Origin of the sequence: Metapseudomonas cellulosilytica, from assembly GCF_049334135.1 — a bacterium.
GTDB lineage: Bacteria > Pseudomonadota > Gammaproteobacteria > Pseudomonadales > Pseudomonadaceae > Metapseudomonas.
Genome location: NZ_JBHZGN010000005.1, coordinates 56,259 through 78,876, shown reverse-complemented (window position 1 = coordinate 78,876; position 22,618 = coordinate 56,259). Strand labels below are relative to the sequence as shown.

Annotated in this window: 19 protein-coding genes; 9 read left to right on the top strand and 10 right to left on the bottom strand. The window is 64.6% G+C overall.

The genetic code is table 11. The annotated features are described in order from the left end of the window. Positions 1 to 23 precede the first annotated feature (23 nt). The 6 genes from aroK to ACFW0H_RS08030 are packed head-to-tail and all read right to left on the bottom strand — an operon-like array spanning position 24 to position 5,572. Complete coding sequence (aroK, locus tag ACFW0H_RS08055; RefSeq protein ID WP_422913374.1) at positions 24 to 542, bottom strand: shikimate kinase AroK; 519 nt, start codon at positions 540 to 542, stop codon at positions 24 to 26. A gap of 5 nt (positions 543 to 547) precedes the next feature. After that, a complete protein-coding gene (gene pilQ / locus ACFW0H_RS08050) occupies positions 548 to 2,689 on the bottom strand; it encodes a type IV pilus secretin PilQ (protein ID WP_422913373.1) in 2,142 nt (713 codons plus the stop codon). Between the two features lie 54 nt (positions 2,690 to 2,743). Continuing rightward, complete coding sequence (gene pilP / locus ACFW0H_RS08045; RefSeq protein ID WP_422913372.1) at positions 2,744 to 3,277, bottom strand: type 4a pilus biogenesis lipoprotein PilP; 534 nt, start codon at positions 3,275 to 3,277, stop codon at positions 2,744 to 2,746. Then, positions 3,274 to 3,897 (bottom strand): type 4a pilus biogenesis protein PilO, encoded by a 624-nt coding sequence (gene pilO / locus ACFW0H_RS08040; protein ID WP_422913371.1) that lies wholly within the window; start codon positions 3,895 to 3,897, stop codon positions 3,274 to 3,276. The genes pilP and pilO overlap by 4 nt, the downstream gene beginning before the upstream one ends. Next, a complete protein-coding gene (gene pilN / locus ACFW0H_RS08035) occupies positions 3,894 to 4,508 on the bottom strand; it encodes a type 4a pilus biogenesis protein PilN (RefSeq protein WP_422913370.1) in 615 nt (204 codons plus the stop codon). The genes pilO and pilN overlap by 4 nt, the downstream gene beginning before the upstream one ends. Then, complete coding sequence (locus tag ACFW0H_RS08030) at positions 4,508 to 5,572, bottom strand: pilus assembly protein PilM (RefSeq protein WP_422913369.1); 1,065 nt, start codon at positions 5,570 to 5,572, stop codon at positions 4,508 to 4,510. Before ACFW0H_RS08030 ends, pilN begins: the two co-directional genes overlap by 1 nt. Before the next feature lie 181 nt (positions 5,573 to 5,753). Between ACFW0H_RS08030 and ACFW0H_RS08025 the strand changes: the two genes are divergently transcribed. Beyond that, entirely contained in the window at positions 5,754 to 8,192 is a 2,439-nt protein-coding gene (locus ACFW0H_RS08025; RefSeq protein ID WP_459077291.1) for a penicillin-binding protein 1A, read from the top strand. 57 nt (positions 8,193 to 8,249) lie between these two features. On the opposite strand, the gene ACFW0H_RS08020 is transcribed toward ACFW0H_RS08025, so the two are convergent. The 4 genes from ACFW0H_RS08020 to rpmE form a co-directional block, all read right to left on the bottom strand. Further along, entirely contained in the window at positions 8,250 to 9,518 is a 1,269-nt protein-coding gene (locus tag ACFW0H_RS08020) for a malic enzyme-like NAD(P)-binding protein (RefSeq protein WP_422913367.1), read from the bottom strand. A gap of 99 nt (positions 9,519 to 9,617) precedes the next feature. Continuing rightward, positions 9,618 to 11,072 carry a M48 family metalloprotease gene (locus ACFW0H_RS08015; protein ID WP_422913366.1) on the bottom strand — a complete coding sequence of 485 codons (1,455 nt, stop codon included), beginning with the start codon at positions 11,070 to 11,072 and terminating at the stop codon, positions 9,618 to 9,620. Beyond that, the gene (locus ACFW0H_RS08010) at positions 11,069 to 11,869 is read right to left on the bottom strand and encodes a thermonuclease family protein (protein ID WP_422913365.1); all 801 of its coding nucleotides are present in this window, start codon (positions 11,867 to 11,869) and stop codon (positions 11,069 to 11,071) included. The genes ACFW0H_RS08015 and ACFW0H_RS08010 overlap by 4 nt, the downstream gene beginning before the upstream one ends. A gap of 26 nt (positions 11,870 to 11,895) precedes the next feature. After that, the gene (gene rpmE / locus ACFW0H_RS08005) at positions 11,896 to 12,108 is read right to left on the bottom strand and encodes a 50S ribosomal protein L31 (RefSeq protein ID WP_422913364.1); all 213 of its coding nucleotides are present in this window, start codon (positions 12,106 to 12,108) and stop codon (positions 11,896 to 11,898) included. Between the two features lie 167 nt (positions 12,109 to 12,275). On the opposite strand from rpmE, the gene ACFW0H_RS08000 reads away from it, so the two are divergent. From ACFW0H_RS08000 to phaZ, 8 genes are all read left to right on the top strand, one after another. After that, a complete protein-coding gene (locus ACFW0H_RS08000; RefSeq protein WP_422913363.1) occupies positions 12,276 to 14,498 on the top strand; it encodes a primosomal protein N' in 2,223 nt (740 codons plus the stop codon). 139 nt (positions 14,499 to 14,637) lie between these two features. After that, positions 14,638 to 16,377 (top strand): arginine--tRNA ligase, encoded by a 1,740-nt coding sequence (gene argS, locus ACFW0H_RS07995; RefSeq protein WP_422913362.1) that lies wholly within the window; start codon positions 14,638 to 14,640, stop codon positions 16,375 to 16,377. Between the two features lie 6 nt (positions 16,378 to 16,383). Further along, entirely contained in the window at positions 16,384 to 17,124 is a 741-nt protein-coding gene (locus tag ACFW0H_RS07990; protein ID WP_422913361.1) for an SPOR domain-containing protein, read from the top strand. Positions 17,125 to 17,219: 95 nt separating this feature from the next. Next, positions 17,220 to 17,750 carry an ATP-dependent protease subunit HslV gene (hslV, locus tag ACFW0H_RS07985; protein ID WP_422913360.1) on the top strand — a complete coding sequence of 177 codons (531 nt, stop codon included), beginning with the start codon at positions 17,220 to 17,222 and terminating at the stop codon, positions 17,748 to 17,750. Between the two features lie 29 nt (positions 17,751 to 17,779). Then, positions 17,780 to 19,117 carry an HslU--HslV peptidase ATPase subunit gene (gene hslU, locus ACFW0H_RS07980; protein WP_422913359.1) on the top strand — a complete coding sequence of 446 codons (1,338 nt, stop codon included), beginning with the start codon at positions 17,780 to 17,782 and terminating at the stop codon, positions 19,115 to 19,117. A gap of 82 nt (positions 19,118 to 19,199) precedes the next feature. Next, entirely contained in the window at positions 19,200 to 19,574 is a 375-nt protein-coding gene (locus ACFW0H_RS07975) for a gamma-butyrobetaine hydroxylase family protein (RefSeq protein WP_422913358.1), read from the top strand. Between the two features lie 276 nt (positions 19,575 to 19,850). After that, positions 19,851 to 21,530, top strand: coding sequence for a class II poly(R)-hydroxyalkanoic acid synthase (gene phaC, locus ACFW0H_RS07970; RefSeq protein ID WP_422913357.1), 1,680 nt, complete (start codon positions 19,851 to 19,853; stop codon positions 21,528 to 21,530). A gap of 150 nt (positions 21,531 to 21,680) precedes the next feature. Beyond that, positions 21,681 to 22,538, top strand: a complete 858-nt coding sequence (gene phaZ / locus ACFW0H_RS07965; protein ID WP_422913356.1) for a poly(3-hydroxyalkanoate) depolymerase — start codon at positions 21,681 to 21,683, stop codon at positions 22,536 to 22,538. Positions 22,539 to 22,618: the final 80 nt, after the last annotated feature.

Here is a 22,618-nt window from a genome sequence, read left to right as displayed (position 1 = left end):
GATAGCGCAGTTCCGCCCGCGCTTTAACGGGGCGGAAGTTTCTGCAGGCGCGCCAGTATCTCTTGCACCACCATGCGCGGCGGCCGCTCGTCCGTCTCGATGATGATGTCGGCAATCTCGCGATACAGCGGATCGCGAATCGCCATCAGATCGCGCAGGACCTGGCCCGGGTTGGCCGAACGCAACAGTGGCCGATTGCGGTCGCGGGAGGTGCGCTCTATCTGTTGATCCACCGACGTGTGCAGATAGACGACCCGGCCGCCACCGCGCAGCGCCTGGCGATTGGCCGGGCGCAGCACCGCGCCTCCGCCCGTGGCCAGGACGACGCCGTCGTGCCCGCAGAGCTCCTCGATCATCGCCTGTTCGCGATCTCGAAACCCCTGCTCCCCCTCGACGTCGAAGATCCACGGGATGTCCGCCCCGGTACGCTGTTCGATTTCCTTATCGGAGTCCTTGAAAGGAAGACGTAGCTCTTTGGCAAGTAAACGCCCGATGGTGCTTTTTCCTGCCCCCATCGGGCCGATCAATATCAGATTTCGCACCGCAATCAACGACTCACAGCAATGGCCTGGCTGTTCATGATACGCGGAGTGAGGAATACCAACAGCTCGGATTTCTTGTCCTGGACCACGTCACGACGGAATATCCGACCAAGGAACGGCAGATCGCCGAGGAAAGGCACCTTGTCGACCGCCTTGATCTGGGTGTTGGAGAAGACGCCACCGATGACGATGGTCTCCCCATCATTGACCAGGACCTTGGCATTGACCTCGTTCTTGTTGATCGGCGGCACGCCGTTCAGGGCATTGGCGAAGTCCGGCGCATCCTTGGTCACCTTGACCTCCATGATGATGCGGTTGTCCGGCGTAATCTGCGGAGTCACTTCCAGGGACAGCGCCGCTTCCTTGAAGGAGGTGCTGGTGGCACCGCTGGAGCTGGCTTCCTGGTAAGGAATCTCGGAGCCCTTGAGGATCTTCGCGGTTTCCTTGTCGGCAGTGACCACCTTGGGCTGCGAAACGATCTCGCCGTTGCCGCTCTTTTCCATGGCCGAAAGCTGAAGGTCGAGAATCGCGTGGTTGGAGACGAAGCCGATGCCCAGGCCGGAGGTGGCGTTGGCAGCCCCAAGGTCGACGAAGGGGGTGGGCGAATCGTTGTCGGTGACCGGCAGGGTACAGTTGCCAGCGAAGGGACCGCAGCTGGCACCCTCGTCGTCGCCGATGCCGATATTGCCGTCCTTGCCGAACAGGGCGAAGTTGCCGTTGGTGACGGCCCCGCCCCAGCGGACGCCCAGCGCCTTGTCGTAGTCGACGTTGGCTTCGACGATGCGCGCCTCGATCATCACTTGGCGCACCGGGATATCCAGCTGGGTGACGATGCGACGCAGCTCGTCCAGCTTGTCCTGGGTCTGGTAGGCAATGATGCTGTTGGTGCGGTCGTCGACCGTGATCGAGCCGCGCTCGTCGGCACCGGCGGCATTCGGCTCACCGCTGGTGACGGACTGGAACAGCTTGGCGATATCCGACGCCTTGGCGTAGTTCACCTGGATCAGCTCGCGGCGCAGGGGTGCCAGCTCGGCCAGTTGCTTCTGGGATTCCAGCTCCTGGCGCTCGCGGGCGGCGATCTCGTCGGCCGGAGCGACCAGCAGCACGTTACCCACCTTGCGCTTGTCCAGGCCCTTGGTCTTCAGCACCAGGTCCAGCGCCTGGTCCCAGGGCACATTCTGCAGGCGCAGGGTGATGTTGCCTTCCACGGTGTCCGAAGCGACCAGGTTGAGATCGGTGAAGTCGGCGATCAGCTGCAGCACCGAGCGCACGTCGATGTCCTGGAAGTTCAGCGACAGCTTCTCGCCGGAATAGGCGAAACGCTCGGTCTTGCGTTTCTCGACGTCATCCTGGGACAGCGGCTTGACGCTCACGGTCAGCTTGTTGTCGGTCTGGTAGGCCAGGTAGTCGTAGAAGCCGGTAGGCTCGATGCTGATGCTGGCATTGCTGCCGGTGCCCGCGGCACTGACGAACTGCACCGGCGTCGCGAAGTCCTTCACGTCCAGGCGCACGCGCAGGGGTTCGGGCAGCTGGGTCTTGGAGAAGTCCAGGCGAATCTTGCCGCCCTGCTCCTGGATGTCCGGACTGACGCTGGGATCGGACAGGGTGATGACCACATTGCCCTCCCCCTGCTCGCCACGCTGGAAGTCGATGTTCTCGATCGCACGACTGGCGCGGGAATAGCTCTTGACCGGTTGCGCAGCGGCCAGGGGAGCGGCCACCGGGGCCGGCGCGGTGGAAACGGGGCGAGGCGCGGCCGCTGCGGAAGCGGCATCGCCCACCAGGACATAGAGGTTACGACCATCCACACGGGTGCTGTAAGGCACCAGGGTGGACAGGTTGATGATCAGTCGGGTGCGATCCTTGGCTTCGACCACGGTCAGGCTGCGGGCATTGCCCACCCCCAGTTCGCGGTTCTTGCTGCCGAGCTTGTTGGTCACGCCCGGCAGGTCCAGGGCGATACGCGCCGGCTGCTCGATGGTGTAGCCACGCGGCGCCGCCACCGGCTCGTCGAACCCCAGTTTGAGCTCGACCCGGTCACCCGGCAGGGCCGCGACATCCAGTGCCTGCAGGTTCGCAGCCAGCAACGCGGGCGACAGCAGGGCGGCCAATAGCGTGATACCAAGGCGCGATAGCGAGGTTTTCATCATCTGGTTCCGTTGTGCAGACCGGTAGTTATTCTTCATCGGTTGACCTCGCCCTCAAGAGCGCTCCTTGAGCGCGAGACTACGCGGACGCTCCAGCCATCCGCCTTCCCCGTCCGGGACGATCTCAACCACATCGACGCGGGCTTCGTCGATCGCGACGATGCGGCCATGGTTGCGTCCCAGGTAATCGCCCACCTTGACCCGGTGCACCCCTCCTGCACCACTGATCAGGGCGAAGGTCCCCGCGGTGTTGGACAAGGTGCCCACCATCTCGAAGGACTCGATATTGAAGCCCTCGAGGAACTGCTTGACCCGCGTTTCGTCCGGATGGATGTCCTTGGAACCCTTCTGCTGCTGGGCCAGGTCGATCTTGACCGGTGGCTGGAAGGGGCTGCGCAATGCCGCAGCACTGTAGGTGAAGGCCTCGTAGGGCTGGAATTTCGGCAGAGGCTCGATGGCCCCCTTGGGACGGGCACGCACCTCGTCCATGTAGGCCTGCAGGTCGCTGAAGTCGTCGCCGACACCGCAACCGGAGAGGCTGGCCAGGATCAGGGCACAGAACGCCAATCGGGCGCGAGCACTACTCATTTCTGCAGTCCCTTGTCGTTGTAGCGATAGGTCTTGGCCAGGATCGACATATGCAGCTTGGAGGCACTGTCCTCGGAGACCGGCTTGATCTCGAAGTCATGCAGGGTGACGATCCGCGGCAGACTGGCCACGCCGCTGACGAAGGTGGCCAGGTCATGATACCCGCCCACTACCGAGATCTGGATCGGCAGCTCGATGTAGAACTGCTGGGTGACCTCGGGGAGCAGTTTGATCTCCTCGAACTCCAGGCCGCTGCCCAGGCCGGTGCGGGTGATGTCCTCCAGCAGCCCGGGAACCTCTGTGTCGCTGGGCAACTGGCGCAGCAAGGCGCCGAAGGAGGTTTCCATCTCCTTCATCTGCTCCTTGTAGGCCTCCAGGTTGGCGGCCTGGAAGGCCTTGGTGGAAAACTGCTGCTTCAACGTCTCTTCTTCGGCGCGCTGGGAATCCAGCTGCGCTTCGAGATCCTTCAGGTGGAAGTTGTAGCCCAGCGCCAGAACCACCACCAACAGCAGGATGCAGCTGATGACCTTGACCGCAATGGGCCAGGAACCAAGGTTATTGAAATCCAGATCCGCCAGGTCGATCTTGCGCAGGCTTTCGAGGGAGTCGGAGAAACTCATTTCGCGGCTCCTTGGTTGGCGGCGGCACTATTTGCAGCACCTGGCTTGCCGACCTGTTCCTCGGAACCAGGCTGGGTCTGTTGCACAGTGAGCTGGAAGACGTTGGCCTGATCGATGGCACCGGCGGTGACCGCCTTGACCTCCGTCAGATTGGGCGCCATCAGCCACTCGGAGGCATCCAGGTTGCGCATCAGGTTGGACACGCGGTTGTTGGACTCGGCGGCACCGATGATGGCGATGTTCTTTCCGCTCATCTTTAGCCCGGTGAAGAAGACACCGTCCGGCAGGGTCCGCACCAATTGGTCGAACACGCGACCGATGATCGGGCGGTTGCCCTGCAGGTCCTGGATGATCTTCATCCGCTCCAGCAACTGCTGGCGGCGGGTCTTCAGCTCGCTGATCTCCTTGATCCGGGCATCCAGGACAGCGATTTCCTTACGCACGAAATCATTGCGCGCCTGCTGGTTCTCGATGGCGCTCTTCAGGTACTGGTCACCGAGGAACACCGTGACGGCCCCCAGCGCCAGGACGGCGCCCAGCGCCACCAGGAAGCGCTGCTTGCGCTCCTCTCGCAGCTGCTCGCGCCAAGGGAGTAGGTTGATGCGTGCCATCAGTCGAAACTCCTCATCGCCAGGCCGCAGGCAATCATCAGTGCAGGTGCATCACTGGCCAGCGCACCGGCGTTGACCTTGCTGCTCAGCGCCATGTCGGCGAAGGGATTGGCGACCAGGGTCGGCGTGCCGATCTTCTGCTGGATCAGGCGATCCAGGTCAGGAAGGGACGCGGTGCCACCCGCCAGCAGGATGTAGTCGACATCGTTGAACTGGCCCGCGGCGAAGAAGAACTGCAGCGAACGGGATACCTGCTGAACGACCGCATCCTTGAACGGTTGCAGAACCTCGCTGTCGTAGTCATCCGGAAGACCACCCTGCTTCTTCGCAAGGCCAGCTTCTTCGACGGAGAGACCGTAGCGGCGCTGGATCTCCTCGGTCAACTGGCGACCGCCGAACAGTTGTTCGCGGGTATAGATGGTGCGGCCGTTGTGCAGCACGCTGAGGGTGGTCATGGTCGCGCCGATGTCGACGACCGCAACGGTGAGCTCATCGTGCGCCTCCCCCAACTGGGCCGAAAGCAGCGAATACGCGCGCTCCAGGGCATAGGCTTCGACGTCGACCACCTTGGCATTGAGCCCGGCCAGGGCCAGGGCGGCCTCGCGCACCTCGACGTTTTCCTTCCGACAAGCGGCCAGCAGCACATCGACCCGCTCCGGGTTACGCACGGACGGACCTTGAACCTCGAAGTCGATGGCCACTTCTTCCAGCGGGTAAGGAATGTACTGGTCGGCCTCGATTTTCAGCTGGTTCTCCATCTCGTCATCGGAGAGACCGGCTTCCATCTCTATGGTCTTGGTGATGACCGCCGAACCGGCCACCGCAACGGCGGCGGCCTTGGCCCCGGTTCGCGCCTTGGTGACCACCCTGGAAAGCGCCTGCCCCACGCCTTCCAGCTCGGCGATGTTCTTCTCGACCACCGCGTTGGGCGGGAGAGGCTCGACCGCGTAGGACTCCACCTTGAAGCGGCTTCCCGAGCGACTCAATTCAAGGAGCTTGACTGAGGTCGAGCTGATGTCGATCCCCAACAGCGAATTCGCTTTCTTATTGAAGAGCCCTAGCACGACCGATTTCCTATCAGCGTCCGAGACTTACGGACGATTTATGTTTTTTCACATTAAATAGCAGTCTTGACAGAAGCGCAAATGGCTCCCCCGGAAAAAAAACGCTTATAATGTGATCGGTTTTTGCCTTTTATCATTGTCTTCCGTTTAACTCATTCTTTTGCCTGGAAATCCACAAGCCTTGATGCGTCTGTTGAAGTTCTTCGGGTGGTCTTTCGTCGCCGTTTTCTGTGGCCTGTTGCTCAGTTTCAGCGGTGCCTACCTCTATCTTAGCCCCAGCCTTCCGTCGGTCGATTCGCTGCGCCGGATCCAGCTGCAGATCCCCCTGCGCGTCTACAGCAGTGATGGCAAGCTGATTGCCGAGTTCGGCGAGATGCGCCGCTCGCCCGTGCGTTTCGCCGACATCCCGCCGGACTTCATCCAGGCACTGCTGGCCGCCGAGGACGACAATTTCGCCAACCATTATGGCGTCGACGTGACCAGCCTGATGCGCGCTGCCACGCAATTATTGAAGACCGGGCACATCCAGACAGGCGGTAGCACCATCACCATGCAGGTGGCGAAGAACTACTTCCTCACCAGCGAAAGAAGTTTCTCCCGCAAGATCAATGAAATATTGCTGGCCCTGCAAATTGAACGGGAACTCAGCAAAGACGAGATTCTTGAACTTTATGTGAACAAGATCTACCTCGGTAACCGCGCTTACGGTATCGAGGCCGCCGCCCAGGTCTACTACGGCAAGTCCATCCGCGAGATCAGCCTGGCGCAGATGGCCATGATCGCCGGCCTGCCCAAGGCGCCCTCGCGCTTCAACCCGCTGGTCAACCCGACCCGCAGCAAGGAGCGCCGCGACTGGATCCTCGGCCGCATGTACAAGCTGGGCCGCATCGACGAAGCCCGCTACCAGCAGGCCGTCAACGAACCGATCGACGCCAGCTACCACGTCCCCACCCCGGAGCTGGCCGCTCCCTATATCGCCGAGATGGCCCGCGCCGAAATGGTCGGCCGCTACGGCAGCGACGCCTACACCGAAGGCTTCCGCGTGACCACCACCGTGCCCAGCGACCTTCAGGAAGTGGCCAACAGCGCCCTGCGCGAGGGGCTGATCGGCTACGACGAGCGCCACGGCTACCGCGGCCCGGAAACGCGCCTGCCCGGGATGACCAAGGAAACCTGGCTGCAGGAACTGGCCAAGCAGAAATCCCTGGGCGGCCTGGAACCGGCCATCGTCACCCAGGTCGAGAAGAGCGGCATCCTGGTCCTGACCCGCAGCGGCCAGGAAGAAGCCGTGAGCTGGGACAGCATGAAATGGGCCCGCCCCTTCCTCAATACCAACAGCCTCGGCCCACGCCCACAGCGGCCCGCCGACGTCGCCCAGGTCGGCGACCTGGTCCGCGTGCAGCGCCAGGCCGATGGCAGCCTGCGCTTCGTCCAGCTCCCGGCCGCGCAGAGCGCCCTGGTCTCCCTGGATCCGAACGATGGTGCGATCCGTGCCCTGGTGGGCGGATTCTCCTTCGAGCAGAGCAACTACAACCGCGCCGCCCAGGCCAAGCGCCAACCGGGCTCCAGCTTCAAGCCCTTCCTTTATGCCGCCGCCCTGGACAACGGCTTCACTGCCGCCAGCCTGGTCAACGACGCCCCTATCGTCTTCCAGGAAGCCGGCATGGAAGAAGCCTGGCGACCGAAGAACGACAACAACACCTTCCTCGGCCCGATCCGCCTGCGGGAAGCCCTGTACAAATCGCGCAACCTGGTGTCGATCCGCGTGCTCCAGGCCATCGGTATCGACTACGCACTGAACTACGTCAGCCGCTTCGGCTTCAACAAGGACGACCTGCCACGCAACCTGTCCCTGGCCCTGGGCACCGCCAACCTGACTCCGCTGGAGATCGCCGGCGGCTGGAGCACCTTCGCCAACGGCGGCTACAAGGTGCAGCCCTACCTGATCGAGCGCATCGAGAGCCGTGACGGCAAGATCCTGTTCTCCGCCAACCCGCCGCGAGTCCCCCAGGGCGAGACCCACCCCAACGAGGTCGCGCAGGCCAGCGCAGCGCCGGATACCCTGCTCGCCTCAGCCGATGCCGCAGCGCCCCATGGGCAATCCCCTGCCGTCGCCGAGCGCATCCTCGACCCGCGCACCACCTACATCCTCAACAGCATGCTGCAGGATGTGATCAAGCGCGGCACCGGCCGCCGCGCCATGTCCATGGGCCGCAGCGACATCGCCGGCAAGACCGGGACCACCAACGAGTCCAAGGACAGCTGGTTCTCCGGCTACAACGCCGACTACGTCACCACGGTCTGGGTCGGCTTCGACCAGCCGGAAAGCCTGGGCCGCCACGAATACGGCGGAACCGTGGCACTGCCGATCTGGATGAACTACATGAGCGCTGCCTTGAAGGACAAGCCGGCCCATGTCCAGCCGGAGCCCGCCGGCCTGCTGACCCTGCGCATCGACCCGCTCAGCGGTCGGGCGGCCAGTCCGGGTACGCCGGATGCCTTCTTCGAACTGTTCAAGAGCGAAGACACGCCGCCGCCCATGAGCGAATTCGAGCCCGGACTGGCCGTCCCCGGCAGCCCGCTGCCAGCCGACGAGGCCGCGCCCATCGACCTGTTCTGAGCAACTGGCACCCAACAAAAAGCCCCGCGATTGCGGGGCTTTTTGTTGGGTCTCGGCTTAGCCGTTGAACACGTCGTCCACCGACTTCAGCGGATAGTGTTTCGGATAAGGCAGGGTCGCCACGCCGGACTCGATGGCGGCCTTGGCCACGGCATCGGATACGACGGTGATCAGGCGCTTGTCCATCGGCTTCGGAATGATGTACTCGCGGCCGAACTCCAGGGATGCCACGCCGTAGGCGTCGCAGACGTCCTTCGGCACCGGCAGCTTGGCCAGGTCGCGCAGAGCGTTGGCCGCGGCGATCTTCATCTCTTCGTTGATGCGGGTGGCGCGCACGTCCAGGGCACCGCGGAAGATGAAGGGGAAGCCCAGCACGTTGTTGACCTGGTTCGGGTAGTCGGAACGACCGGTGGCCATGATCACGTCGTTGCGGGTCTCGTGGGCCAGCTCCGGCTTGATTTCCGGGTCCGGGTTCGAGCAGGCGAAGACGATCGGGTTGGCCGCCATGCGCTTGAGGTCTTCCGGGCTCAGCAGGTTGGCACCGGACAGGCCGACGAACACGTCCGCGCCATCCAGGGCTTCGGACAGGGTGCGCTTGTCGGTCTCGTGGGCGAATACCGCCTTGTACTGGTTCAGGTCGTCACGGCCGGCGTGGATCACGCCCTTGCGGTCGATCATGAAGATGTTCTCGACCTTGGCACCCATGCTCACCAGCAGTTTCATGCAGGAGATGGCGGCAGCGCCGGCGCCGAGGCAGACGATCCTGGCTTCGGCCAGGGTCTTGCCAGCGATTTCCAGCGCATTGAGCATGCCGGCGGCGGTCACGATGGCGGTACCGTGCTGGTCATCGTGGAATACCGGGATATCGCACTGCTCGATCAGGGTGCGCTCGATCTCGAAGCATTCGGGCGCCTTGATGTCTTCAAGGTTGATGCCGCCGAAGGTGATGGAAATGCGCTTGACGGTGTCGATGAAGGCCTGAGGGCTTTCGGCATCGACTTCGATGTCGAACACGTCGATGCCGGCGAAGCGCTTGAACAGCACGCCCTTGCCTTCCATTACCGGCTTGGAGGCCAGCGGGCCGAGGTTACCCAGGCCGAGGATCGCGGTGCCATCGGAAATGACTGCTACCAGGTTGCCCTTGCCGGTGTACTTGAAGGCCAGCTCAGGATCACGCGCGATTTCGCGTACCGGCTCGGCGACGCCCGGGCTGTAGGCCAGCGACAGGTCGCGGGCGGTGGCGGTCGGCTTGGTCAGCTCGACGCTGAGTTTCCCGGGGCGGGGTTGGGCATGGTATTCGAGAGCGGCCGTTTTCAGATCAGACATTTTGGCATTTCCGCTTTTGCTTGTGACAGACGTGACGGGCGAGCATACGCAAGATGCGGGGGGCTAACAAGACCGTTCAGTCACCCGGCGTCAACCCCTCTAACGTACGACTTTAAGCCAATCCCCTGGCTTTGGCTCACCGATTGGATACAAATTATTCAGTAATCGGATACGATTTTCCAAGTCAGATTCGGACCCCGGCAACTTGCTCTCCCGCACCAGACTGGCGACGGTCTGGCCGGGCTTCGCCTGGATCAGATGCAGGCGCAGCGGCTGGGCCAGGGCCAGCTCTTCCTTCTTCATGGGCCGAAAGCTTCTGATCACCGCCAGGAAATTATTGTCCTGGGTTTCCAGGGACGCACGATTGCGGATCGCCCCAACGAAGAGATAGGCCTTGTCGTCCTTGTAGATCACCGCCACGCGCCGCGCCGGATTTCCCGGCAGCACCGCGGTGGCACCCTGCAGGCCGGCCTGTTGCAGCGACTCCTCCATGGAGAGGCGCTGCCCGCCGGCCTTCTTCCGCAGATAATCGGCCGGAGCCAGGTCGGGCTTGCGCCCGTCCAGGCTCATGGCGACGAAGGCCTGCTGGTCGGCGCTATGGGTGATCACCGCATCGGGGCGGTTGACCAGGCCCCAGCCATCCGGGAAATGCAGGGTGAAATCCAGCCCCGCGTGGTAGAAATCCTGGCCGCGGCGCACCCCGGTTTCCGCTGAATCGCCAAAGGGCAGCCCCTCCAACTGCTTGAGGAAGGCCTCCCGATTGACCACCTGATTGCCGCCGGCCAGTGCCTTGGCCGGACCGACCACCTGCTGCAGGCGCTGGTCATTGTCCGGGTGGGTGTCGAACAGGCCGTGATAACCCGACGGCGGCTCCGCCTGCCCCTTGCGCCGAGCCTGGTCGCGGGCGAAGTCTTCCTGGTTCTTCAGCACCTTGACCACCTCGATCATGGCCTGCGGATCGTAGCCGCTGCGCTCCAGGTACTGGGCGCCCAGGCCATCGGCCTCCAACTCCATGTCGCGCCCATAGCCGCGCACGAAGGCGGTCCCCAGCACATTGGTCAGGTCTCCGGCAGCGCCGACGCCGGTGCCGATGGCCACCGCCTGCCCAAGGACGTTCCACGCGGTGGACTGACTCTGCTGCTGCACGCTGTGGCGCGCGGTGACATGCCCCACTTCGTGCCCAAGCACAGCGGCGAGCTCGGCCTCCGAATTCAAGTAGGCCAGCAGGCCGCGGTGGATATAGATGTAGCCGCCCGGCAGGGCGAAGGCATTGATGTCCGGCGAATCCACCACAGTGAATTGATAGGGAATGTTGTTGCGGTGGCTATGACTGGCGATCCGCTGCCCCACCTGCTGGACATAGGCCTGGAGCTTCTCGTCGGCGTAGCGCGGATTCTGCTTGGCGATCTCCTGGTTGTAGCGACGGCCAAGATCGAGCTCCTGCTTTTCGCTCATCATCACGAAGTTGGTGCGGCCGGTGGCTGGATTGACCGCACAACCGGCCAGGAGGGAAGGAGCCAGCAGCAGCGCCAGACTGAGCGCGGGCCATTTCATCGAAGCACCTCGAGCATTGCGGGATGGGTCAACGGAAGCATCCAGCGGGATTTCCCAGTATTTACGCCGCGCCCTTGCGCGCGGTCAATCACCCAGCCCCGAACCTCCAGCCGCTGGCCCACCAGACGCTCCAGGAGCGCGACATCGAACTGGCGCAGCCGCTTCGGTTCGACCCGCAGCACCAGCGGCCCATCCAGCTGCAACCAGAGCCCGCCGCGGTTGCGCTCGACCCGGGCCACCCGCCCCTGCACCAGCGCGAAACCGGACTGACGCAACTGCCAGGGCGCTTGCTGGGGCGGCCTGCGCCAAAGGCCACGACCAGCCCGACGGGCCTCGCGCTCGGCGGCAGCATGGCAATCGCCCAACGCAGCGTTGGGCGCGATGACAACGCGAAAACCCAGGCCGTCGGCAAGCAGGCGCTCTTCCAGATTTCGCCCGCGATCGTCATAGAGATGCGCCAGGCTGCGGCCGTATCTGTCCTTCGGCTCGCGTCCGGGTCGCAGCCCCACACGCCCTCCACTGGACTGCACCAATTGCTGGAGGCGCTGACGCGCCGCCTCGGCGTAGGGTTCTGCCGGCCGCCCCTTGCGCGCAAGCTCGGGCGCATTCAGACCGATCAGGCGAACACTTCGGCCATCGACCAGGCGCAACGTGTCGCCGTCGACGACCTGCCGGACTTTGAAAGTAGGAAGCTTGCCCGGAACCGGGCAGGCGGCCTGAAGGGAGAAACTCAGGCCCAGAAAAAAGAAAAAGGCGCCTGCTAGAGGCGCCTTTTTCGTCAGCGGGGACTTGGCCACTCGGCCTTCCCGGGCTGTTCGGGCTCTTACTTGGAGCCGAACACGCCGAAACGCTGCTTGAAGCGATCGATACGGCCGCCGGTGTCCAGGACCTTCTGCTTGCCGGTGTAGAACGGGTGGCACTCGGAGCACACGTCGAGGCTGATGTTCTTGCCGATGGTGGAGCGGGTCTTGATGACGTTGCCGCAGCTGCAGGTAGCTTCGATCGCGACGTATTCGGGATGGATTTCCGGTTTCATTGCATGATCCTCAGGTCTGGCGTGCCGCCACCCGACCCTATGTCGAGTACCGCACGGAAACAGGCGGCGGATGATACCAGAGTGATGGGGCGATGCAACCCGCTGGCCGCGCCGGCTGTCGCACGGCGGCATGTTAAGATCGCGCCTTTTCCGAAGGGATCGCCAGCGTGCCCGACGCCCCCATCCTGCGCCTCGCCCTGCCCTCGCCCCTGCGCCGCCTGTTCGACTACCGCGCGCCGGCTGGCGCGCCCCTCGCCGCGCTGCAGCCCGGGGTGCGCCTGCGGGTACCCTTCGGCCGCCGCGAGATCATCGGCGTGCTGGTGGAACTGGCCGACCGCAGCGAGGTGCCGGCGGACAAGCTCAAGCCCGCCCTGGAGCTGCTGGATAACCGCCCATTGCTGCCGCCCGCGCTATTCAAGCTGTGCCTGTGGACAGCCCAGTACTACCAACACAGCCTGGGCGACACCCTGAGCTGGGCGCTGCCGGTGTTGCTGCGCCAGGGCGAGCAGGCAGAAGCGCGGCAAGAGCGTTTCTGGCACGCCGTTCCTGGCGCCAGCCTCGACGACCCGCGCCTGGCCCGCGCCCCGCGCCAGCGCCAGGCCCTGGCCACCCTGGCGCAGCATCCCCATGGCGTGCCCCACCAGCTCCTCGGCCAGTTGCAATTGAACAAGGACAGCCTCGACATCCTCCTGGAGAAAGGCCTGGCCCGGGTCGAAGTGCGCCGCCACGTATCCAGCAATCGCCACGGCCCGCTGCTGGCCCAGCCGGAGCTACCGCTGAACCCGGAACAGCGCGCCGCCTTCGATGCGGTGCACGCGTCCTTCGGCGGTTTCAATGCCCTGCTCCTGGCCGGCGTCACTGGCAGCGGCAAGACCGAGGTCTACCTGCAGCTGATCCGCCAGACCCTGGAAGCCGGCAAGCAGGCCCTGGTGCTGATCCCGGAGATCAACCTCGGGCCACAGACCCTGGAGCGCTTCTCTCGCCGCTTCAATGCGCGGATCGCCCTGCTGCACTCGGCGGTCAATGACCGCGAGCGCCTGGACGCCTGGTTGGCAGCACGCGATGGCGAAGCGGACATCGTCATCGGCACCCGTTCGGCACTCTTCACCCCACTGAAGAATCCCGGCCTGATCATCATCGACGAGGAGCACGACGCTTCCTATAAGCAGCAGGAAGGTCTGCGCTACCACGCCCGCGACCTGGCCCTGGTGCGCGCCCGCCAGGAGAACATCCCGATCCTGCTGGGTTCGGCCACACCCTCCCTGGAAAGCCTGCAGAACGCCCACGCCGGCCGCTATGGCCTGCTCCGCCTGACCCAGCGGGCCGGCGGCGCCAGGCAACCGCGCTTCCTGCGGCTGGACGTGAAAAGCCTGCCGCTGGACTCCGGCATATCCATGCCGCTGCAGCAGGCCATCGCCCAGACCCTGGCCGCCGGCCAGCAGGTGCTGGTATTCCTCAACCGCCGCGGTTTCGCACCGACCCTGTTGTGCCACGACTGCGGCTGGATCAGCCAGTGCCCGCGCTGCGACGCGCGCATGACCCTGCACCAGCGCTACAACGAACTGCGCTGCCATCATTGCGGCCACACCCAGCGCCAGCCGGCCTGCTGCCCCGATTGCGGACGGGTCGACCTGCGTCCCGTGGGCGCCGGCACCGAGCGCGCCGAAGAGCGCCTGGCGATCCTCTTTCCAAAGACCCCGGTGCTGCGCATCGACCGCGACAGCACCTCGCGCAAGGACGCCATGGACAAACTGTTCGCCACCATCCAGCGTGGCGAACCCTGCATCCTGGTGGGCACCCAGATGCTCGCCAAAGGGCACCACTTCCCGAAGGTCACCCTGGTGGCCATCCTCGATGCCGACGGCGGCCTGTTCTCCGCCGACTTCCGTGCCAGCGAGCGCATGGCCCAGCTGATCGTCCAGGTCGCCGGCCGGGCCGGGCGCGCCGAGGAACCGGGCCGGGTGATCATCCAGACCCACCTGGCCGAGCATCCGCTGCTGGTGCAGCTCACCGAACAGGGCTACTTCGCCTTCGCCGAACAGGCCCTCTCCGAGCGCCGCGCCGCCGGCCTGCCGCCCTTCGCCCACCTCGCCCTGCTGCGCGCCGAGGCCCACAAGCCGGGCCAGGCGGAGGATTTCCTCGACAGCGCCTGCGCCGAAGCCGAGCAGCAATTGGCCGAAATGGGCGTCAACGGTGTCGAGCTGCTGGGTCCGGTGCCCGCGCCCATGGAACGTCGCGCCGGCCGCTACCGCGCGCAGTTGTTGCTGCAGGCCGGCGCCCGCGCTCCGCTGCACCGCCTGCTGACGCCCTGGAGCCAGGCCCTGGAGCAGTTGCCCGGAGGCCGCGCGGTGCGCTGGTCGCTGGATGTCGACCCCATCGACCTGTTCTAGCGCGGACCACCCGGCCGATATCACCAACTTTGCCCTTGCAGCTCGCCGCTTAAAACTTGAAGCTGCAGCCGCAGGCCGCCGATAATGCACAGTTTTCAACCAGCGCCAGCCCTCTTGGGGGCGGCCGGAAGAGCAGAAGATGAAAGACACCATTCGCCAGCTGATCCAGCAAGCCCTGACCCGTCTCGCCAGCGAGGGCGTGCTGCCCGAGGGCCTCAGCCCGGCTATCCAGGTGGAAAACACCAAGGACAAGAGCCACGGCGATTTCGCCAGCAACATCGCCATGATGCTGGCCAAACCCGCCGGCATGAAGCCGCGTGACCTGGCCGAGAAACTGATCGCAGCCCTGCCCCAGGACGATCAGGTCGCCAAGGTGGAAATCGCCGGCCCCGGCTTCCTCAACTTCTTCCAGAACACCCAGGCCCTGGCCCTGCGCCTGGAAGCCGCGCTGGCCGACGCTCACCTCGGCGTGCGCAAGAACGGCCCGCAGCAGCGCGTGGTCGTCGACCTGTCGGCGCCGAACCTGGCCAAGGAAATGCACGTCGGCCACCTGCGCTCCACCATCATCGGCGACGGCGTGGCGCGGGTCCTCGAGTTTCTCGGCGACACCGTGATCCGCCAGAACCACGTGGGCGACTGGGGCACCCAGTTCGGCATGCTGCTGGCCTACATGCAGGAGCGACCGGTGGGCAGCGACGCCGAACTGTCCGACCTGGAATCCTTCTACCGCGCCGCGAAGAAGCGCTTCGACGAATCCAGCGAATTCGCCGACCGCGCCCGCGAGCTGGTGGTCAAGCTGCAAGCCGGCGATCCCGACTGCCTGAGCCTGTGGACCCGCTTCAACGACATTTCCCTGAGCCACTGCCAGGCCGTCTACGACCGTCTGGGCGTGAAGCTGACCATGGCCGATGTGAAGGGCGAAAGCGCCTACAACGACGACCTGCCCCAGGTGGTCGCGGACCTGCGCGCCAAGGGCCTGCTCACCGAGAGCGACGGCGCCCTCTGCGTGTTCATGGACGAGTTCAAGAATGCCGAAGGCAACCCCCTGCCGCTGATCGTGCAGAAGGCCGGTGGCGGCTACCTCTACGCCACCACCGACCTGGCCGCCACCCGCTACCGCAGCGGCGTGCTCAAGGCCGATCGCGCGCTTTACTTCGTCGACCAGCGCCAGGCCCTGCACTTCCAGATGGTCTTCGCCTGCGCCCGCCTGGCCGGCTTCGTGCCCGCCACCTTCGAGATGGAGCACATGGGCTTTGGCACCATGAACGGCGCCGACGGCCGCCCGTTCAAGACCCGCGACGGCGGCACCGTGAAACTGATCGACCTGCTGGACGAAGCCGAACAGCGTGCCTTTGATCTGGTCAAGGCCAAGAACCCCGAGTTGGACGAGGCCGAGCTGCGCCAGATCGCCCGCGCCGTGGGCATCGGCGCGGTGAAGTACGCCGACCTGTCCAAGCACCGCACCAGCGACTACAGCTTCAACTTCGAACTGATGCTGAGCTTCGAGGGCAACACCGCGCCCTACCTGCTCTACGCCTACACCCGCGTGGCCAGCGTGTTCCGCAAACTGGGCAAGGACTACAGCGAAGTGGATGGCCAGATCATCCTCGCCGCCGAGCAGGAGCAGGCCCTGGCCGCCAAACTGGCGCAATTCGCCGACACCCTGGGCAACGTCGCCGAAAAGGGCGTGCCGCATATCCTCTGCGCCTACCTCTACGACCTGGCCGGCCTTTTCTCCAGCTTCTACGAGAACTGCCCGATCCTCACCGCCGAGGACCCGGCGACCCAACAAAGCCGCCTGCGCCTCGCCGCGCTGACCGGCCGCACCCTCAAGCAAGGCCTGGAACTGCTCGGCCTGCAAACCCTGGAACGCATGTAACGGACTATGGCGAAAAAGAAACCTGCACCCAAGCGCGGGGCCAGCCGCTACCAGGCGCCGGCCAAGAAACCGGTGCCCGGCTGGGTCTGGCTGGCCATCGGTCTGGTCATCGGTGGCTTCGTGATGTTCCTGAACAAGCTCGAGCCCGGCCGTGACGAAGTCCGCCGCGCCAAACCCGAGCAGGCTGCGGCCGGCACCGCCGGCGGCACCGGCAGCGGCAAGGCCGGCAATGAGGCAGGCAGCGCAGGCAAGGCCCCGACCCAGGCCAAGCCAACAACGCCCTCCCAGGAGCCGGTGAAGCCGAAGTACGACTTCTACACCCTGCTGCCGGAATCGGAAGTCATAGTGCCGCCCGAAGCGGTGCCCAAGGCGCCCCCGCCCACGCCCCCGCAGCAGAAGCCGGTCACCCCGGAGGAAGCCGCGAAGATCGACGCCGCGCGGGCGCAAGCCGCCCTCAATGGTGAGACACCGCCTCCGCCGCCGGTGGTGGCCAAGGCGCCGGTCACCAACCAGTTCTTCCTCCAGGCCGGTTCCTTCCGCAAGCGCGACGACGCCGACCGCGTGCGTGCGCAGATCATCCTGCTCGGACAGAACGTCCAGGTGGAATCCGGCACCGTCCGCGAAGAAACCTGGTATCGCGTGCTGGTCGGCCCCTTCGCCAACCGCGAGCAACTCGCCTCGGCGCAGAAGCAGCTGGCCGGCAGCGGCTTCAGCAACCTGCTGTTGCAGCAGCGGCAGAGCCGTTGAGCTGCTAATCACCGTGCCCGGTTGAAAAGCCGGGCACGGCCCCCCATCTGAGTCTTCATTCGGGCATTCCGCCCCGCTGCGTGGAGACTCTCCCCTTGACCACCATCGTTTCAGTCCGCCGCAATGGCAAAGTCGTCATGGGCGGCGACGGCCAGGTTTCCCTCGGCAATACCGTCATGAAGAGCAACGCCCGCAAGGTCCGCCGCCTTTACCACGGCCAGGTCCTGGCCGGTTTCGCCGGCGCCACCGCAGACGCCTTCACCCTGTTCGAACGTTTCGAAGGCCAGCTGGAAAAACACCAGGGCCATCTCGTCCGCGCCGCCGTCGAGCTGGCCAAGGACTGGCGTACCGATCGTTCCCTGAGCCGCCTGGAAGCCATGCTGGCGGTGGCCAACAAGGACGCCTCGCTGATCATCACCGGCAACGGCGACGTGGTCGAACCCGAGCACGGCCTGATCGCCATGGGCTCCGGCGGCGGTTTTGCCCAGGCCGCGGCCATGGCGCTGCTGCAACACACCGAGCTGTCCGCCCGTGAAGTGGCCGAGACCGCCCTGAACATCGCCGGCTCCATCTGCGTGTTCACCAACCAGAACCTGACCATCGAGGAGCTGGACAGCGCCGAGTGAGGCCGCCGTCCCGCATTGGAGCAATTTTCATGTCCATGACGCCCCGCGAAATCGTCCACGAACTCAATCGCCACATCGTTGGCCAGGACGACGCCAAGCGCGCCGTCGCCATCGCCCTGCGCAACCGCTGGCGGCGCATGCAACTGCCGGCCGAGCTGCGCGCCGAGGTGACGCCGAAGAACATCCTGATGATCGGCCCGACCGGCGTCGGCAAGACCGAGATCGCCCGTCGTCTGGCCAAGCTGGCCAACGCGCCCTTCATCAAGGTCGAAGCCACCAAGTTCACCGAAGTGGGCTATGTCGGCCGTGACGTCGAATCCATCATCCGCGACCTGGCCGACGCCGCCGTGAAGATGATGCGCGAGCAGGAGATGCACAAGGTGCGCTACCGCGCCGAGGACGCCGCTGAAGAGCGCATCCTCGACGCCCTGCTGCCCCCGGCCCGCACCGGCTTCGGCGACGAGCCGCCGCGCGAGGACTCCAACACCCGCCAGCTGTTCCGCAAGCGCCTGCGCGAGGGCCAGCTGGATGACAAGGAAATCGACATCGAAGTGGCCGAATCCCCGGCCGGCGTGGAAATCATGGCCCCGCCCGGCATGGAGGAGATGACCAACCAGCTGCAGAACCTGTTCTCCAATCTCGGCAAGGGCAAGCGCAAGGCCCGCAAGCTGAAGGTCAAGGAAGCCATGAAACTGGTGCGCGACGAGGAAGCCGCGCGCCTGGTCAACGAGGAAGAGTTGAAAGCCGCCGCCCTGGAAGCGGTGGAGCAGAACGGCATCGTCTTCATCGACGAGATCGACAAGGTGGCCAAGCGCGGCAACGTCGGTGGCGCCGATGTCTCCCGCGAGGGCGTGCAGCGCGACCTGCTGCCGCTGATCGAAGGCTGCACCGTGAACACCAAGCTGGGCATGGTGAAGACCGACCACATCCTGTTCATCGCTTCCGGCGCCTTCCACCTGTCCAAGCCCAGCGACCTGGTGCCGGAACTGCAGGGCCGCCTGCCGATCCGCGTCGAGCTCAAGGCCCTCTCCCCGGAGGATTTCGAGCGCATCCTCACCGAGCCGCACGCTTCGCTGACCGAGCAGTACACCGCGCTGCTGAAGGTCGAGGGCCTGAACATCGAGTTCGCGCCGGACGGCATCAAGCGCCTGGCCGAGATCGCCTGGCAGGTCAACGAGAAGACCGAGAACATCGGTGCCCGTCGCCTGCACACACTGCTGGAGCGCCTGCTGGAGGAAGTCTCCTTCAGCGCCGGTGACCTGGCCGCGCAGCATGACGAGACGCCGATCCGCATCGATGCCGCCTACGTCAACGGCCACCTCGGCGAGCTGGCACAGGACGAAGACCTGTCGCGCTATATCCTTTAAGAACAGCCCTAAGCTGCAAGCTACAAGCTGCAAGCACTCCTGCTTCGACTTGTAGCTTGAGGCTTGTGGCTTGGAGCTACCCATGCGCATTCCCACCGCCATCAAACTGCACAAGGCTTCCAGGACCCTGGAGCTGGAATACGGCCCGGATGAGCGCTACAGCCTCAGTGCCGAATTCCTGCGCGTGCATTCCCCCTCCGCGGAGGTGCAGGGCCATGGCAAGCCCATCCTCCAGTACGGCAAGCTCAGGGTCGGCCTGACCCAGCTCGAACCCGCCGGCAACTATGCCCTGAAATTGACCTTCGATGACGGCCACGACAGCGGCCTGTTCACCTGGGACTACCTCTATCAGCTCGCCACACGTCAGGAAGAGCTGTGGAACGACTATCTGCAGGAGCTGGCGACCGCCGGTCGCTCCCGCGACCCCGACGAATCGGTGGTCAAGCTGATGCTCTGAAAAAGTGCGGGCCGCGCCCCATGCCGGCCCGCACCGCCCAAGGTTAGGGCGATTTTTCTAAACCCTCGCGACATACTCCCGCTGCAGCGAACTCTCTGCGACCAACTTGCGCAAACTGACAAACTCGAGTAACCAAGTTCTGGCAGGTTCCATGCATTTGGCATCGCCAGATACAGAGAAATACGCGAAGTTCGCTTCGCCTTCCCGGTAACCCGAGCGAGTCAGCGCGCTGTTGTGCCAGGGCGCTGTTCGACTCAGGACAATGGAGCGTCGTAGATGAGCAACAAGAACAATGAAGACCTGCAGTACCAAGCTTCGGACAACACCCTCAACCTCAATCCGGTGATAGGGATCCGCGGCAAGGACCTGCTGTCTTCAGCGCGGATGGTGCTGTTGCAAGCCATCAAGCAACCTTTCCACAGTGCAAAGCACGTCGCTCATTTCAGCCTTGAACTGAAGGACGTACTGCTCGGCAAGTCCGCTCTGCAGCCAGAATCCGACGACCGCCGCTTCAATGACCCGGCCTGGAGCCAGAACCCCCTGTACAAGCGCTACCTGCAGACCTACCTGGCCTGGCGCAAGGAGCTGCACAAGTGGGTCGAAGAGAGCAACCTCTCGGAACAGGACACCAGCCGCGGCCACTTCGTCGTCAACCTGATGACCGAAGCCATGGCGCCCACCAACACCATGGCCAACCCGGCGGCGGTCAAGCGCTTCTTCGAGACCGGCGGCAAGAGCCTGCTGGATGGCCTCTCCCACCTGGCCAAGGACCTGGTGAACAACGGCGGCATGCCCAGTCAGGTGAACTCGTCTGCCTTCGAGGTCGGCAAGAACCTCGCCACCACCGAAGGCGCGGTGGTGTTCCGCAATGACGTGCTGGAGCTGATCCAGTTCAAGCCCATTACCGAGAGCGTGCACGAGCGCCCGCTGCTGGTGGTGCCGCCGCAGATCAACAAGTTCTATGTCTTCGACCTGTCGCCGGAGAAGAGCCTGGCGCGCTTCTGCCTGCGCAACAGCCTGCAGACCTTCATCGTCAGCTGGCGCAACCCGACCAAGGCGCAGCGCGAGTGGGGCCTTTCCACCTACATCGACGCCCTCAAGGAAGCCATCGACGTCATCCTGAAGATCACCGGCGCCAAGGACCTCAACATCCTCGGCGCCTGCTCCGGCGGCATCACCACGGTCGCCCTGCTCGGCCACTACCAGGCCATCGGCGAGCACAAGGTCAACGCCTTCACCCAGATGGTCAGCGTCCTCGACTTCAACCTCGATACCCAGGTCGCCCTGTTTGCCGACGAGCAGACCCTGGAAGCCGCCAAGCGCCGCTCCTACCAGGCCGGCGTGCTGGAGGGCAAGGACATGGCCAAGGTCTTCGCCTGGATGCGCCCGAACGACCTCATCTGGAACTACTGGGTCAACAACTACCTGCTGGGCAACGAGCCGCCGGCCTTCGACATCCTCTACTGGAACAACGACACCACGCGCCTGCCCGCAGCGCTGCACGGCGAACTGGTGGAGATGTTCAAGACCAACCCGCTGACCCGCCCCAACGCACTGGAAGTCTGCGGTACGCCCATCGACCTCAAGCAGGTCACCACCGACTTCTACTGCGTGGCTGGCACCACTGACCACATCACCCCCTGGGAAGCCTGCTACCGCTCGGCGCGGCTGCTCGGCGGCAAGTGCGAGTTCGTGCTGTCCAACAGCGGCCACATCCAGAGCATTCTCAACCCGCCAGGCAACCCCAAGGCGCGCTTCTCCACCAGCAGCGACATGCCGGCAGACCCCAAGGTCTGGCTGGAGAACGCCACCAAGCACGCCGACTCCTGGTGGCTGCACTGGCAGCAGTGGATCGGCGAGCGTTCCGGCAAGACCAAGAAAGCCAGCTTCACCCTGGGCAACAAGGCCTTCCCGGCCGGTGAAGCGTCGCCCGGCACTTACGTGCACGAGCGATGAGAGACTGCGCCCTGCGCACCACTGCCCCTGGCACCGGGATGTGCCCTGCGCGCCGTCGGCGATTGCCGGCGGCGGCCAGGCACAGCCTGGCGGATTCGGTGGAAGCCGTGGATGGCTTCCGCCGGCTTTATCATCAATAGGGCCCTGCGCATGCCGCTACCATTCGTGTTCAGAACCATCGAGCTGGACGGCCAGACCATCCGTACCGCCGTCCGCCCCGGCCAGTCACACATGACGCCGTTGCTGATCTTCAATGGCATCGGCGCCAACCTCGAACTGGTGTTCCCCTTCATCCAGGCGCTGGACCCGGACCTGGAGGTGATCGCCTTCGATGTGCCCGGCGTCGGCGGTTCCTCGACCCCGAGCATGCCCTACCGCTTCTGCAGCCTGGCCAAGATGGCGGCGCGCATGCTGGACTATCTGGACTACGGCCAGGTCAGCGCCATCGGCGTGTCCTGGGGCGGCGCCCTGGCCCAGCAGTTCGCCCACGATTACCCCGAGCGCTGCAAGAAGCTGATCCTCGCCGCCACCTCGGCCGGCGCCGTCATGGTGCCCGGCAAGCCCAAGGTGCTCTGGCGCATGGCCAGTCCGCGGCGCTACATCCAGCCGTCCTACGGTGTCCACATAGCCCCGGACATCTACGGTGGCGCCTTCCGTCGCGACCCGAGCCTGGCCATGGCCCACGCCGCCAAAGTGCGCTCCTCCGGCAAACTGGGCTATTACTGGCAACTCTTCGCCGGCCTCGGCTGGACCAGCATCCACTGGCTGCACCGCATTCGCCAGCCAACCCTGGTGCTGGCCGGCGACGACGACCCGATCATTCCACTGGTGAACATGCGCCTGTTGGCCTGGCGCATTCCAAACGCGGAACTTCATGTGATCGACGACGGTCACCTGTTTCTCGTGACCCGCGCCGAAACCGTGGCGCCGATCATCATGAAATTCCTCGCCGAGGAGCGCCAACGCGCAGTGATCCACCCCCAGGCGGTACCGCTGCGCAGTGGCTGAACGGAGGCCGCTCCCATGTGGGGCGACGGTATAGCGCCCGAACCAGACCGGTGCGCGCTGTCATCAACTTGAATTTTGCC